Below are 14,044 nucleotides of genomic sequence, written 5' to 3' on the forward strand. Positions count from 1 at the left end.
GTAGTTTTTCGTACTTGTCCTATCAATACTTACATAGTTATTATAGCCAATGTAAAGATATCATACCTCTCAATCTCAGAGAATGCTAGACTTCCCAATAAAAATTTAAGGTCATCTTAGATTTTTCAATTCAGCTATATATAAAAAACTACCGATCATAAATAGCCAACCGCTAAGTTCATGATCATACCGACGACTAGCTATTAGTAAACAACTCTGATATATCTGTAGCAGGCATTTAACACAACCGCAAAAAAAAACTGTCGTCCGGGATGGGATTAGTTGAAATTAAGAGCAACAGATAAAAACAGACATAGGGGGTCTGACATTGCAGATATGAGAGTTGAGAGTGGGCAAAGTCCTTAGTGGTGGCAAAGTTTTACACGACAATAACATTCACCGCCTATAGCCAGCATTCACCAGAAATCAGCCAGTGGCAAAAACCGCTGACTGATTTCTGTATTGGATTGTAAGATTTCGGAGTTGTGAGCGATGAATTTTCAGTTAAATACTTTCTAAGTCCCTCGTGGTTAAGGGTTCTTAGAGTCACGAAGCTATCTCAAAAATCCCAACTATTTTGCTTCAGTGCGCTGCAGCCACTCCTTATATTTTCGGGTTTCTGCTAGGGCTGGATTAATCCCAAACCAACGACCTTCTTGATCGCGGTATTCAAAGACAAACATACTTCGCAACAAGATTTGAGACTCTTCTTCGCCGGTTACACTTTGTCGGTTGACGACTTGAAACAGCAATTCCCATTCCAGGTCATTGATGGCTCCCAAAAGGTCATCGCGATATTCTTGAATGACGCTTTCGAGGCATTCGCGAGAGAAGGGAGGGTCTTCGTGCTGCAAACAGCTATACAAAAGCATCAGTAAATTGCGAACGTGACCGCCACTAATCCGACACAGCCGATCTAAAGTTTCGGGAGAGTCAAACACCTGGGAAATCAAATCAAGGCGTTGATGGGGAGCAACTTTCGGGAAAGCTCTAGCTAATACTAGCTGCCGCAGCAGTGCCATTCCTTCAATGTGGTCTTCGCCCGATCGCATTTGCACCGGTACCATCGGCATCACCTTGGGCTTGACTCCAAATCGACTAGCGAGGCGGCCGAAGTCGTTGGAAAAAATCAAAGTCAAGGGAATCGTGTAGACAACATGGCAATTAAGTTTTTTCAACTGTTCGCCGCGGTCTAAAAACAAGTATTCTGGCTGGGTGCGTCCGCTGGGTTTGAGGGAGGCGTCGAGGCGATCAAGGTTGTCAACAATGACTGCGAGCCCTTTTTTGCCTTGGTGCTTAAGTTCGGCGTTAGCTTTGTTGAGAAGTTCTTCGTTGATCGACTGCAAAATGCTGTTGGTGCGGGGTTCGAGATATTGCCTGAGTTGCGATCGCAGTTTGGGAGAGTCTTTAGTTTTAGCAGTAACTCTAGCAATGCCTACAGATAACTCGGCTTCCGCTGACAAATCTATGGGAGTCTGCAAAAATTCTGCTACTTCTGCAAACAGATTTGTAAAATAGCTCGGTCTGAGTTTGATTTTAGCCGATTCCATAGTTTCGCTGACTTGGCGCGCAATGCTCAGCAAAATATCGCTGATGTCTACATCTCCCATGTCTAAGTCTTGGGAAGACTCGAAGTAGACGACGCAAAAACCCTCTTGCTCTAACTCAGCTTTCAGCCGAAACAATTCGGTAGATTTGCCACAGCCGATATGTCCTGTAAATAGCTGACAGGTTGGCTCGTTGGGGGAGATGCGGGTAATGGTTCGCTGTAAAGATTCAATGATTTTGCCGCCACGCACGGAACCAAAATCAATGTAGTATTGATAATCTCCTGGGTCTCCCGCAACAAGGGTCTTGCTCGGGTTGCAGGCTTTATAGAATCTGTCTAATTCGAGTGCGATCACAATAGAAGCCGACTAAAAGTTAAAAAAGTTAATCGAAAGTCTAAACTTTCTTTGCCTGAGTTTAGTTTGATTTGTAACCTTTTGCACTGTGGGGTAATGCCCTAAATACCCAAACAACCTGGAGCTGGTAAGGGGTTTTCCCGGCGCTGGAATTGGAAATTCTTAATTAAAACTTTTGAATTACCTAGCGGGCTCAGTGATATTACTGATCTTGGCAGGAGTCAGGGTAAATTTGTGGGGATCTGGTTAAATGGTAGGGGAAAACAGGGTTCAAGAGAGAGATTAAACAGTTTTGAATTTGTGCTAATCCTTAATTACTATATTGTCAAGACGTAGATGGCTAGTTTTGGAGCGGTTTCTCAAACAGAGTTAGGGCGCAGGCGCCAAAAGTTGCGGCAGCAGAGGCGCGCTCGATTGGCGGCTGTTGTGTGGCAAATGCTGGCAGCAAGTGCAATGGCTGGAGGTTTACTGTGGTGGATTGCTCAGCCGGCTTGGTTAATTGCCCGATCGGAACAAGTGAAGGTGGAGGGCAATCAGTGGCTGTCGGATAAGGCGGTGCGGTCTTTGGTGCCGCTGTCTTACCCGCAGTCGCTGTGGGGGATTCAACCGCAGGCCCTGGCCGAAAAGCTGGAGTCAACGGGGCCCATCGCTAAAGCGAAGGTGACTCGTAACTTGTTGCCGCCGAGTTTGACTATAGAAGTGGCAGAACGCCTGCCGGTGGCCGTGGCGCAGCCGACGGCGGTGTTGAGATCGAACAGTGACAAGGAAAAAGTGGGGTGGCTGGACGCTCGCGGAGGTTGGATGCCGTCGGATAGTTATACTGCTGTACGATCGCAGAATAATTCGATCGGGCCCGGCAGCATTCCGGGAACGCAGCCTCAGCGTTCTTTGCCCACTTTAAAAGTCATCGGGCCTTTGGAACAGTATCGCGCCTCTTGGCCGAAGTTTTACCAAGGACTCAGCGGCTTAACGGTGAAAGTGTTTGAGATTAATTGGCAAAACCCGAATAACTTGATCTTGAAAACAGAGATCGGTACCGTACACTTAGGGCCGTACAGTTCCAAGACTGCGGAGCAACTTAAGGTTTTAGACCGAATGCGACAATTGCCAAAACAGCTAGATTCAAGCAAAATAGCCTACATTGACTTGAAAAATCCTGCTTCGCCGATCGTCCACTTGCCAGAACCCCCCCCTAGTTTGGAGAGTGCAAGTCCCCCACCAACTCGCGGTCAGAATTGATCCTCTGTCAAGAAAAGGTAGAAGTATCCGTCATCCGGCAGAATTTTTACCGCTCTGGATAGATACGCAGGGCTTGACATAGGGACAATTGTTTGATAGGGCTCCTTTAGGGAAAAAAATCCTGCTTTTTTTCCCCTAAAGAAGCGTCTCCGGCTAGTGTTGATGTTTTGTTGTTCTGCAAAGCCCTACAAATGCCGAAGGCACGAGCGCCTGAACGGGGCAGGGGCGAGGTACGGGCGATCGACACCGACAAAATCCGAGATTCCTAACATTCAGCCTCGATCTGTGTTAGTTTTTCGGCAACTTTAGCCTATAGTTGATGTGAATTGGCGTTTAGTTAAGTTAAAAAGCTGTAATCTACTATCCCCGACTCTAATGAAGCTTAATAATAGACAGGGGTCTGATCAAGACAGTCCCCCTTCGGAAGAAGTAAAAAATTTTCCGGTGGCTCTCGATTCTGCCAATCCGTTTAGACGCAAGTCTGGTTATGTAAATGTAGATAGTATTGATATCGATCCTATGGTGAATCCCAAAGACATAATGCCCAGCAGTGCCGCGAGAATCAAAGTAATTGGTGTCGGCGGGGGTGGCGGCAACGCCGTTAACCGGATGATTGCTAGCGAGATTTCTGGGGTCGAGTTTTGGTGCGTGAATACGGATTCCCAAGCCCTGGTGCTGTCAAATGCTCCCAAACGCTTGCAAGTCGGACAAAAGTTGACGCGCGGCTTGGGTGCTGGAGGCAATCCGGCGATCGGACAAAAAGCAGCCGAAGAATCTCGCGACGAAGTTGCTAATGCTTTGAATCACGCGGATTTGGTGTTTATCACAGCCGGCATGGGCGGCGGTACTGGCACGGGTGCGGCTCCGATTGTCGCTGAAGTAGCCAAAGAAATGGGCGCGTTGACTGTGGGCATAGTAACGCGGCCTTTTACGTTTGAGGGACGGCGGCGCACCAGCCAAGCCGAGGAAGGGATTGCAGCTTTGCAAACCCGGGTGGATACGCTGATCGTGATTCCTAACGACAAGCTGCTATCGGTGATTTCGGAACAAATGCCGGTGCAAGAAGCTTTTCGAGTTGCTGACGATATCTTGCGCCAAGGGGTTCAGGGTATTTCTGACATTATTACGATTCCTGGTTTGGTGAACGTTGACTTTGCTGACGTGCGGGCTGTAATGGCAGATGCGGGTTCGGCGTTGATGGGCATCGGCGTAGGATCTGGCAAGTCGCGGGCTCGGGAGGCTGCGATGCAGGCTATTTCTTCCCCGCTGCTGGAAGCTTCGTCTATTGAGGGCGCTAGAGGTGTGGTGTTTAACATCACTGGCGGTACTGACATGACTCTGCACGAGGTGAATGCCGCGGCTGAGACGATTTACGAGGTTGTCGATCCGAATGCGAATATTATTTTTGGAGCGGTGATTGACGAGCGGCTTCAGGGCGAAATTAAGATTACTGTGATCGCTACTGGTTTTTCGGGAGAAGTTCCACCTTCTCCTGCGGGGCGCACTCAAAATGTGAATGCTCCTTGGCGGGCTGCAACTGTGCCGGTGACTCCTGCTCAACAGGCGCCTGATCCGAAAATTAAACCGCAAGATTTGGGATTAGATATTCCTGAGTTTTTGCGTAACCGTCGCCCACCTAGATAATTGTAGATTTTAGATTTTAGATTTGGGATTGTGGATTGGGGATTTGGAATAAGTCTAAAATCTCCAATCAAAAAAATCTAAAATCTACAATCTATTGAGATTGTGGATTTGGAATTAATCAAAAATCTCCAATCAAAAAAATCTAAAATCTAAAATCTAAAATCTAAAATTTCTAGGGTTTGGCCTGGTTCGGGTTCGAGGAGTTGGGTGGAGAGTCCCGATTTTGCTAGTAAATCGCGAAATTCGGGGAGGCTGCCGAGCGATCGCGCTAACATTGGTAAAATACCGGTGGCTCGGATATCTCCTGCAGTTGTAGGTAAGAAAAACTTCGGTTTGAGAGTTTCGGCGAGTTTGAGGGCTTCTTTGGGCCCCATGATGACTTGTCCGAGGAATGGGAAGATTTGACCGATGACGGGGGCGATGGCTACGTCTACCGTGTCTATTTTCTGTTTGACTTTTTCTAAGGGCGGTAAGTGCGGTTCGTAATAAAGTGTCTCGCCGCTGCTTAAATCTTTTAACAAATAGCCGTTTTCTTCTTGTCCGGGCTGAATTTCGGCTCCGGGTACGGCGATTATTTGTAATAATTCTTTAAATTTAAACTCTTGCCAATTGGCTAAAGATGTGATATTGGTGTATCCCAAACTGCTGAGGACTTTGGCGGCGGTGGGGGAGGCGATCGCGGGAATGGTGCGATCTAGTTTTTCGAGTGTTGGTCTGTGACAGTGGTCGTCTAAGCCTTGGGAAATTAGGATAAGGTCGATCGGCGGTAAGGTGTCGGGCGTAAAGGCGACGGGGGTGTTGTGGTAGGCGGTGAACAGCCAGGGTTGACCGTAAAATACCAGGGGATCGATTAGCCACGGATCGACGAGGATGGTTTGGCCGGCGATGTGGAAAATCCAGGAGTTGAGGTCGATGCGGGTGAGTTTCATAGTTTGCAATAATTCTTTACAATTGGTTTAATCATAGCTAATTTTGTTTGGGGAATTTAACCCCTTCGGAAGCACAGGCGGGACGCCCGTGCCACGGGGAAGCACAGGCGGGACGCCCGTGCCACGGGAAGCACAGGCGGGACGCCCGTGCCACGGGAAGCACAGGCGGGACGCCCGTGCCACAGATATGATTGGGATTTGTCTGGTTCAAGTTGGCGTTTATCTGGGGTGGAAGAAGATGATTAAATCTAAGATTCCTGTGGGTTTGACTGTGGCTGGATCTGATAGTGGCGGTGGGGCTGGGATTCAGGCGGATTTGCGGACTTTTGCGTTTCACTGCGTGCACGGTACGAGTGCTCTGACTTGCGTGACGGCTCAAAATACTTTGGGGGTGATGCGGGTGGATGCAATGCCTGCGGAGGCTGTGGCGGCTCAAATTGAGGCGGTGGTTGGGGATATTGGGGTGGATGCTGTGAAGACTGGGATGCTGCTGAATCGGGAGATTATGGCGGTGGTGGCTTCGCAGGTGGAAGCTTTGGGAATAGGGAATTTGGTTGTCGATCCGGTGATGGTTTCACGATCGGGCGATCGACTGATTGACGATGGGGCGATCGCATTTTTGCAGGATGTTTTGATTCCAATGGCTGCTGTCGTGACTCCGAATCGGTTTGAGGCTCAGATTTTGAGCGGTTTGCAGATTGATTCTGTGGATGATATGCGATCGGCGGCGCAGCAGATTTATCGTTTGGGTGCGAAAGCTGTTTTGGTCAAGGGCGGCGGGATGAAGGGGGATTTGCGGGGGATTGATGTTTGGTTTGATGGTACGCGGTTGGACGTGTTGAAGACTGAAAATGTTGATACTGGGAATACTCACGGGACTGGTTGTACTTTGAGTGCTGCGATCGCTGCTAATTTGGCTTTGGGTAAAGATTTGTTTACGGCGGTGACATTGGCTAAGGATTATGTGACTACTGCTCTCAAATATGCTTTGGATATTGGGGAAGGTCAAGGGCCAGTAGGTCATTTTTTCCCACTTTTACTGAAGTAAATTGTGAACTCATCCCTTCTTTTCCCTTCTTCCTTCGCGTCCTTTGCGTCTTCGCGGTTCGTTTAACTTCTTAATTTTTCAGGCGAAAGAGCGATCGCCACTAAATCTTCTATTTTCTTAAGATTCGGATCGCCGGCTAAATAACCAATCCCTCGATGCAAGTGTAGGCGAAATTGTTTAGCTAGAGTTTCCTTTTCCGTGCCCAAATTATCTTGGTGACAGCGCTGCTTGAGGGCCATTATCAAGATATCAGCCATGTCGCCGCCGAAGACATCCCAGCTTAATTCGACGTTGCTGTCGCTGGGAATTGGCACTGGGGATGGGATGCTGGGCTCGGCGAGCGATCGGCAAAATCCCCACCTGCATAGAATATTCCACTGATCGATTTTGGTCGATCGTTTCAGTTTTGATAGTTGGTCTTTGCCGGTTTGGGAGAGGCGGATGCGATCGACTGGTGGTTCCATGAGTTTGAGATTGTTTGGTATATTGTAAAAAGTGTTAATATTGGGGAAGCCAAGCCTCTAGATAACTGGAAATAATTAACATTTTTTTACACGACGCGACTTGATTAAATCGTTTTTTTTTGGTATTCTTATTTTAGTAGGATTTATCCTTAATAATGGGATGGTGGCAAAAATAAAATTTTCGCCACCATCCCATTATGCTATATATACTACCGCAACTCCCGGGCAAAGTCAAGGGGTTGCGGCTATTTTTTAGGGCGAGTTTTTATTCCCAGAAGTAACCTTTTTCGACGGTGGTTTGGTGTTTGGCGGAGTCGTATTTGAGGAGGTAGCTGTGGGCGATCGCCTCCAATTCTTGCAGCTTATCATATTCTACTTTGCTAATTTCCGTGTCGGTAGAAAGCAGGATGACTTGGTGGCTGGCCGAGGGGAAATAGCGTTCCACTAGGTTGTTTCTGTGGGAGGAGTCGAGGCGGCCCAAGGGAGTGTCGATCGCCACTGGCAATTGTCTCCCGGATACTCTAGCCAATCCCCACAAAAAGGCGATCGCTAGCAACTGTTTTTCCCCGGCAGAAAGTCGGTGTTTGGGTACCGGTTTGCCTTCTGGATCGTAAATGGAGAGGCTAAATGTTTGAGTGTCGATCGCAACTCTGTGCACCAAGTCGGTTTTGTGCAAGAGGTAGCGAAAACAGTCGGTAATTTCTATTTCGAGTTTGTTGAGTTTTTTGAGGGTGAGTTTTTCTTTAAATAGTTTGAGGGTAGCTTGGGCTTTGGCGATCGAAGCGATGACGTGTTGGCTGTTTCTGATCGTGATGTATTCGCTGCTGTAGTTTTCTAGTTCTTTTTGGTTTCTGGCTAATTCTCTCTCTAATTCATCGACGCGGCGGTTGGCTGATTCGCAGGCTGCGGATGCGATAGCGACTGCTTTTTGGGCTTTTCTGACTTCTTCTTCTAGTTTTTCGTAGGCTTCGGGGGAAGCTGCGGCTGCGAGTTGTCTGTCTGTAAAGTCGATTTCTGCTTCGATGCTTTTGATTTCTTCTATTTGGTTGCGGGCTAGAATTTGCTGGGCTTTGATTTGGTAGCTAAGGAGGTTTTCTAGTTGCTGGATGCTGTTGTTGTCGGCGTTCATCCAGGGCGGAATGTCTGTTCCCACTTGCTGTTCGAGTTCTTGGTTTTCTTGGCGGATGAAGTCTTGAATTTTATCGAGTTGTTGGGGGTTTAATGAGATTTCCGCGATATAGTTGAGAAGGCGATAGCTGCTTTGTTTGATAACATTTTGGGCAATCTTTGCTTGCTGCTGGCTGGCTTCTGTTTCTGCTTGAATTTTAGCTTCAGTTAGCAAGGGCGAAATTAGGGCTAGTGGGAGCGTATTTGAGGCTACTTCCATCATGGCTTGACGGTTTTTTTCTGCCTGATTTCTGTAGTCGTTTAGCTGTCTGTCTAGCTGACTGCGATCGGCGGCAATTTTCCCGCCTTCAGAGATAAATTTGTCTGATGCTTGTTGCTGATTTTTTTGAGCTTTATCTAATTCGTTTTTAAAGCTGGCTTGTTCTTGCTTAGCTAACTCTATTTCATCAGAAATTTTCTGAAAAGTTTGTTCGATTTTCTCTAAAGCAGCCAAGTCTTTTTTGCCAGCAATTTCTTTTCGCTTGCGGCCGGCTAATATTTCTAAATCGACGGCGAGGCGTTCTGCTAATTCTAAACCTAAAAGAGATTTAATCGCCCCGACGACAAACTCTGGCGGTGTTTCGAGTTCGGCGAGTTCTTTTACTTGTTCGCCGTCAAACAAAAATAGGTTGGATATTCCGACAGGCAAAAGGGTTTCGATGTATTCGTCCCAAGTGTTAGTAATTGCTTTGTCCGACCACCAATCGCTGACAATCTCGCTATAAATGAGAATGCTTAAGTTGTCTTTGATATCTAATTTTTTCCAGTATCTAACTATTTTGAATTGAGCTAATTTGTCATCTTGGACTTGTTCAAATGTTAGTTCGACGCGGGTATCTTCTAATGGGGGAGTATGGCGGTTGACGCATTGATTGAGAAAGTCGCTGTAGCTTAAATTGCCTCTGGTGGAACATTGGGCGCGGCCACCGTAGAGGGCGAGGCGAATGGCGTCCATGAGGGTGGTTTTGCCGCCACCATTCATGCCGCCAAATAGGATAACTGGGCAGGGATTTCCGTCTTTTTCGGGGCGGAGATTGATGGTTTGGGTGCCGGAATATGGGCCGAAGTTTTTGAGGACGAGTTCGAGGAATTGCATTGTAGATGTAGATGTTGTTGGTTGGTGGGGGGGCGGTTAGCAGCGGATTTTGTAGCGGATTTAGCGGATGGGTGGTTGGTTGGGCGGCGGTTAGCAGCGGATTTTGTAGCGGATGGGTGGTTGGTTGGGCGGCGGTTAGTGGCAGATTTGGTCGCGGATTTTGTAGCGGATGGGTGGTTGGTTGGGCGGCGGTTAGTGGCAGATTTGGTCGCGGATTTAGCGGATGGGTGGTTGGTGGGGGGGGCGGTTAGTGGCAGATTTGGTGATCTCCCACTAATCATCCGTTACATCCGTTACATCCGTTACAAAATCCGCTGCTAACCGCCCTCCTCCCTTGCTACCAATCAATTACATCGGTTGAATCTTCCTCTTCGTTTTGGGGCTGAATGTTGGGAGGTAATGGGAGTTCGTCATCTGTTTCTTCATAGGTTCCTGCACTTCCTCTCGTCCAACCTCTGCCATTTGTTTTCGGCCGCCACAAGTATGGTTGAATGTGTTGTTGCCAACCTTGTACGGATTTTGGTGGGAGAATGCGGTGATATTCTAATTTACTGCGACCAAAGTTGATAAATAAACCTACTTTCGCTCCTGTCGATGCTAAGTAAGCTATGATTTGAGCTTGGTCTTTATCGGTCATTGGATAATTTACGGCTTTATCTTCTACTACAATACATTCATTTACCCAATGGTCTAGATAGAGAATTCCCATCCAAACTTGACCGTCATAAATTTGTCGGGGAGATTCCATTTCTGTTGTAATACTGGATTTCAGCATTTCTGCATCAAATGCTCTTTGGTAATGTTTTTCTCTTAAACCTTTTTGTGTCCTCCGGTGTACTCTCATTGCACAACCGATGATGCTGTATGTAAGATCCTGATGGGGAATATTAGGGTCAAGCATGGTCGTAAAAATTGTGTAATTTAAACGATGGTGGTTTGTTAATGCTGCGGTTAGTTGAAAAACCATTATATGCGATCGCACGGAGTGGCTGTCAACAAGTTTGGGTTTAACCGCAGGCTAGGGCGTGCTAATCGCTAGGTTTTTCCTCTCCTGAATTAGGCGGTGAAAATTTAATATCCGCCCAAGATAGCTGTCTGCTTTGATTGCTGTTGCTTTCGAGTTCTTCTTTAAGTTTGGCAATATCAACCGTATCGTTTTTTGCGGAACTGTTGGTTTGGGCGATCGCATCTTTGAATTGCTGAATGTTTTCCGTCGGATTTGCTTTAATATCTTCCACCGCTTTTTTTAAATTGCGTTGATAGTGGGCGTTGCCAATCGCTTCTTCCTTCGATCGCGAACTGGTTTCAAAGCATTTGTCCAAATCGGCGTAAATGCCTGTACGGCGGGGCTTCGTGTAGTATTGGCGTTCTGTATCCAGGAGTTTTGCCATCAATTCGAGGTGCATTTTGTCCTCACTGCAAATCTCTTCGATCGCAGTCCATTCATCGCTACCTAAGAGTTTTCTTTCAGCGGCGGGACGGGAATCTTCAAAAGGTTCGCCCGTGACTTCTTCGTAAATTCGGGGTAAACTGTCGTCGAATTCGTGCTTTTCTTCCAACCAAATTCGGCGGATTTCGCTAAGTTCTTCTGGGGTAATTAAGGTGATATCGCGCATTTCTAGGGGGGCGGTTTTGCGGACGTGGGTTTGTGCTTCCAGGACTCGTCTCAGCCAGTGTTCTCGCCAGAATTTGGTGTAGGGCCCTGGGATGGGTTCGACGGAGGTTGTGTCGTCGCCCATGTTGCGTTCAAACAGTTCTACTCTACCGTAGATGCGACGGAAGTCTCTTTTTGGGTGATCGTCTGGAATGTCTAATTCGTTGCGAATATCGAGTAGAGGCTGCATCCATTCTTTTTCCTCATCGTTTTGAATCATTGCCTCCATTGATTTATCTTGGCTTACCATTGTGCAAACCCAGCAGCCAAAGCGAGAATTTCCACAACTAGGGGTGGAAGTATCAACAACTAGAGGACATTCATTATCTGCTGTCGCACCTCGATACATAGTTAGCAAATCTTTATTGTTATTTCCCCACGGATTATCCCACTGCATCAAGTAAAGCCACACTTCATCTGTTCGCCAGTCTTCAATGGGAAGGTAAATATAAGAGTTAGGGCGAGTGGGATTAGCATTAAGGCGTTCGCTTACCCGCCACTCCCTATGTTTAGCCATATTTGCGGCGCGTTTAGCACTTTCAGCCTTGCGAGTACCTAGAACAAGAATTACCTCGCCGCTAGTCCTAATTATTTCACGAATAAAAGAACCAGTTGGTTGTATTTTTAATCGTTCCGTACACCATCTAAATCGGTTTCTAGGTGCTGGGTATCCTTTACCTATTAAGCACGCCCAAAAGGTATCTTGAACGGCTGGATAAGTTAAATGAGTTTCTATTGGCATTCCTTGTTTTTGGGCTGCAACTTTCATCCGTTTTAGAGAATTATGTACTCCAGCAGCTACTATAGGGTTTTCTACCAGTGTATCATTTGTTAAAACATGAATTTTTTTGTGGCGTTTCTCAATTGGCAACTCTGCAATCGCATACCATACAAGCTGTAGGACTGCCGAACTATCTTTGCCGCCACTCCAACCGATTACAAGTGGGAGTTCATCTTGACAATAAAGCTCTTGAATTTCCTTTTTTAAAATTTCTATGTCTGCCATTAAATCGCCAATATTGCGGGGCGGAAATAGTGACATTTGTTGTAAATCATTCATTTTCTAGAACTCCGTTTTGATTTTAAAGTAAACACATTTTTGCGATGCCACTGAAGCGCATCTTTTCTCGGATAATATTGCTCTAAACTTGGCAAAAGAATCTGTTCTCCGTGAAACTCTGTCATTAATCTAGGGTATGGTGAGTCCTCTTGTAGATCGCTAGCAACTATAATTTGATAACGATCGTCAACAGCAAACCATCCGCGATCGAATGCCCAATGATGATTTTTACAGAGTGAGAGCCCATTATCTGGTCTATTATCATAAAACTCAGAGAATGGCTTGATATGTGCGCCATCTACAATACTTTGACTAAGCGAACGTGTAACTTTCAATCGACAAAAAGCACATCGGTAATCATACAAATGCACGACGGATTTACGGAAAATAGCCTCTCTAAACAAAGATTTTCGTAAATACACCTTTGGTTGTGCATCTGTATCACTAGATTCAATACTCTCTAATTCATTCCAGGTAGAATCTTGGAGAGACTGATTTATTGTTAAAACATCTTCTATCTGTTTTTGGCTTGAGGAAAACCAGGCAGATATCAGTATATCTATTAATTCTTTTTTTGCATTAGAGTCTCGCAATAAATCAAATAATTCATCATCTATTTTGGCTCTTTCAACATCTCTTTTTAAAGAGTTGATGGTTTGAGGGCGTCCTCCCGTGTATTGTTCGCTAAATTCAACGTGCCAAAATTTAGGTTTCTTGTTTTTTAAATGAAAAAACGGAATAGCAAAATCAATCTCATCAAAACGGTCAGAACTCAATACAGACCAGTATCTTTTGAAGGTATTAATTAATTGATCGGAAACAGTAATATTGTTCTCATTAAGTAAGCCTTGTGTAATTAAATCAATTACAGACAGTAGCAGTATTGGCTGATTTAGAGCATCGCCTCCTTGTTTATTCTTGCCTACCTTAATCTGAGAAAAACAATTGCAATAGTATGCTAAATTTTTATTTTCGGACTCTTCTCCTGTAGTCATTTTCTCCTCCCGCTAGGATTAAATAAAATCAGACCTGAAATTTTACACTATTGTCAACAGAGGGTTAAGCGCCACAAGGCCAAACCATAATGCAGAAACTAGACAATTTAAGCAGTGTCATCAGACTAAAAAGTAATTTTATAGCCTAGACAGGAGATAATTATATCACTGTCCGCGTGCATCTGCTGTTAAAAAATTATCTCTCCCACCCCCCAAATCAAATATGTCCTACAGCGACTTCAAAACGATCGACCAAGCCGTCTCAACCCTGGAGCTAACCGTTGAAGACATTCCCCACTTATTCAGCCAAATCACCCCGATCGCACCTTCAGAACGCCTCAAGCAAACCCTAGACGAAACCTTAGACTTAGCCTCAAGCATCAGCACCGAAAAAGCTCGATCGGAATTAATCATTACCCCCATTTTACTAGAAATACGGCGCACTTTTAACAACAAAATTGGCTACTTTTCCGGCAACACATTTAACGTAGAAGAGAGCAAAGGATTAACAGGTGCTTGTGACTTTCTCCTCAGCGCATCGAGCAATCAATCCTTGGTGACTGCTCCAGTTTTGACATTGGTTGAAGCAAAAGACAACGATATTAGAATAGGATTGGGACAGTGTGCGGCTCAGATGGCTGCTGCTCAGATATTTAATGCTCGCAAAGGGCAAGAACAATCTGCGATTTATGGAGCAGTTTCAACTGGTACAAACTGGAAATTCCTAATCCTAGAAAATCAGTTGTTAAAAATTGATTTGACTGAATATTTCATTACTCAGCTAGACCAAATTTTGGGCATTCTTGCAGAACCGTTTCGACGCTATTTTAATTAAAGTCACAGA

The 14,044-nt window shown here is 45.8% G+C and carries 12 protein-coding genes; 5 read left to right on the forward strand and 7 right to left on the reverse strand.

Annotation, left to right across the window (positions count from 1 at the left end):
* Positions 1-572: 572 nt before the first annotated feature.
* Entirely contained in the window at positions 573-1,904 is a 1,332-nt protein-coding gene (locus QUA58_RS21060; protein WP_333395753.1) for an ATP-binding protein, read from the reverse strand.
* A 336-nt stretch (positions 1,905-2,240) separates the two neighbouring features.
* Between QUA58_RS21060 and QUA58_RS21065 the strand changes: the two genes are divergently transcribed.
* Together QUA58_RS21065 and ftsZ are read left to right on the forward strand one after the other, a co-directional pair.
* A complete protein-coding gene (locus QUA58_RS21065; protein ID WP_333395755.1) occupies positions 2,241-3,143 on the forward strand; it encodes an FtsQ-type POTRA domain-containing protein in 903 nt (300 codons plus the stop codon).
* Between the two features lie 375 nt (positions 3,144-3,518).
* Entirely contained in the window at positions 3,519-4,787 is a 1,269-nt protein-coding gene (gene ftsZ / locus QUA58_RS21070) for a cell division protein FtsZ (RefSeq protein WP_333249804.1), read from the forward strand.
* Between the two features lie 149 nt (positions 4,788-4,936).
* On the opposite strand, the gene QUA58_RS21075 is transcribed toward ftsZ, so the two are convergent.
* Positions 4,937-5,716, reverse strand: a complete 780-nt coding sequence (locus QUA58_RS21075) for an MBL fold metallo-hydrolase (protein ID WP_333249806.1) — start codon at positions 5,714-5,716, stop codon at positions 4,937-4,939.
* Between the two features lie 238 nt (positions 5,717-5,954).
* Here QUA58_RS21075 and thiD point away from each other — a divergent pair, with 238 nt between their 5' ends.
* The gene (gene thiD, locus QUA58_RS21080; protein ID WP_333395785.1) at positions 5,955-6,764 is read left to right on the forward strand and encodes a bifunctional hydroxymethylpyrimidine kinase/phosphomethylpyrimidine kinase; all 810 of its coding nucleotides are present in this window, start codon (positions 5,955-5,957) and stop codon (positions 6,762-6,764) included.
* 62 nt (positions 6,765-6,826) lie between these two features.
* Here the strand turns inward: thiD and dndE are convergent, their stop codons facing one another.
* Positions 6,827-7,228, reverse strand: a complete 402-nt coding sequence (gene dndE, locus QUA58_RS21085) for a DNA sulfur modification protein DndE (RefSeq protein ID WP_333249810.1) — start codon at positions 7,226-7,228, stop codon at positions 6,827-6,829.
* Between the two features lie 265 nt (positions 7,229-7,493).
* Positions 7,494-9,491, reverse strand: a complete 1,998-nt coding sequence (gene dndD, locus QUA58_RS21090; protein WP_333395757.1) for a DNA sulfur modification protein DndD — start codon at positions 9,489-9,491, stop codon at positions 7,494-7,496.
* Positions 9,492-9,515: 24 nt separating this feature from the next.
* Between dndD and QUA58_RS21095 the strand changes: the two genes are divergently transcribed.
* On the forward strand, positions 9,516-9,812 hold the full coding sequence (locus QUA58_RS21095; protein ID WP_333395758.1) for a hypothetical protein: 297 nt from the start codon (positions 9,516-9,518) through the stop codon (positions 9,810-9,812).
* A 16-nt stretch (positions 9,813-9,828) separates the two neighbouring features.
* On the opposite strand, the gene QUA58_RS21100 is transcribed toward QUA58_RS21095, so the two are convergent.
* The 3 genes from QUA58_RS21100 to QUA58_RS21110 all read right to left on the reverse strand — a co-directional run bounded on the left by QUA58_RS21100 (position 9,829) and on the right by QUA58_RS21110 (position 13,200).
* On the reverse strand, positions 9,829-10,392 hold the full coding sequence (locus QUA58_RS21100; RefSeq protein ID WP_333249814.1) for a GxxExxY protein: 564 nt from the start codon (positions 10,390-10,392) through the stop codon (positions 9,829-9,831).
* Positions 10,393-10,519: 127 nt separating this feature from the next.
* Entirely contained in the window at positions 10,520-12,205 is a 1,686-nt protein-coding gene (gene dndC, locus QUA58_RS21105) for a DNA phosphorothioation system sulfurtransferase DndC (protein ID WP_333395760.1), read from the reverse strand.
* Complete coding sequence (locus tag QUA58_RS21110; protein ID WP_333395762.1) at positions 12,202-13,200, reverse strand: HNH endonuclease; 999 nt, start codon at positions 13,198-13,200, stop codon at positions 12,202-12,204. Before QUA58_RS21110 ends, dndC begins: the two co-directional genes overlap by 4 nt.
* A gap of 223 nt (positions 13,201-13,423) precedes the next feature.
* Between QUA58_RS21110 and QUA58_RS21115 the strand changes: the two genes are divergently transcribed.
* Positions 13,424-14,035, forward strand: a complete 612-nt coding sequence (locus QUA58_RS21115; protein ID WP_333249820.1) for a hypothetical protein — start codon at positions 13,424-13,426, stop codon at positions 14,033-14,035.
* Positions 14,036-14,044 lie beyond the last annotated feature (9 nt).

Source organism: Microcoleus sp. N9_A1, assembly GCF_036701795.1.
Taxonomy (GTDB): Bacteria; Cyanobacteriota; Cyanobacteriia; order Cyanobacteriales; family Microcoleaceae; genus Microcoleus.

Bases quoted from the DNA above. Each gene is read 5' to 3' on its own strand.
- thiD (WP_333395785.1), top strand. From the start codon at position 5,955: ATGATTAAATCTAAGATTCCTGTGGGTTTGACTGTGGCTGGATCTGAT.
- dndE (WP_333249810.1), bottom strand. From the start codon at position 7,228: ATGGAACCACCAGTCGATCGCATCCGCCTCTCCCAAACCGGCAAAGAC.
- QUA58_RS21115 (WP_333249820.1), top strand. From the start codon at position 13,424: ATGTCCTACAGCGACTTCAAAACGATCGACCAAGCCGTCTCAACCCTG.
- ftsZ (WP_333249804.1), top strand. From the start codon at position 3,519: ATGAAGCTTAATAATAGACAGGGGTCTGATCAAGACAGTCCCCCTTCG.
- dndD (WP_333395757.1), bottom strand. From the start codon at position 9,491: ATGCAATTCCTCGAACTCGTCCTCAAAAACTTCGGCCCATATTCCGGC.
- dndC (WP_333395760.1), bottom strand. From the start codon at position 12,205: ATGAATGATTTACAACAAATGTCACTATTTCCGCCCCGCAATATTGGC.
- QUA58_RS21100 (WP_333249814.1), bottom strand. From the start codon at position 10,392: ATGCTTGACCCTAATATTCCCCATCAGGATCTTACATACAGCATCATC.
- QUA58_RS21075 (WP_333249806.1), bottom strand. From the start codon at position 5,716: ATGAAACTCACCCGCATCGACCTCAACTCCTGGATTTTCCACATCGCC.
- QUA58_RS21065 (WP_333395755.1), top strand. From the start codon at position 2,241: ATGGCTAGTTTTGGAGCGGTTTCTCAAACAGAGTTAGGGCGCAGGCGC.
- QUA58_RS21110 (WP_333395762.1), bottom strand. From the start codon at position 13,200: ATGACTACAGGAGAAGAGTCCGAAAATAAAAATTTAGCATACTATTGC.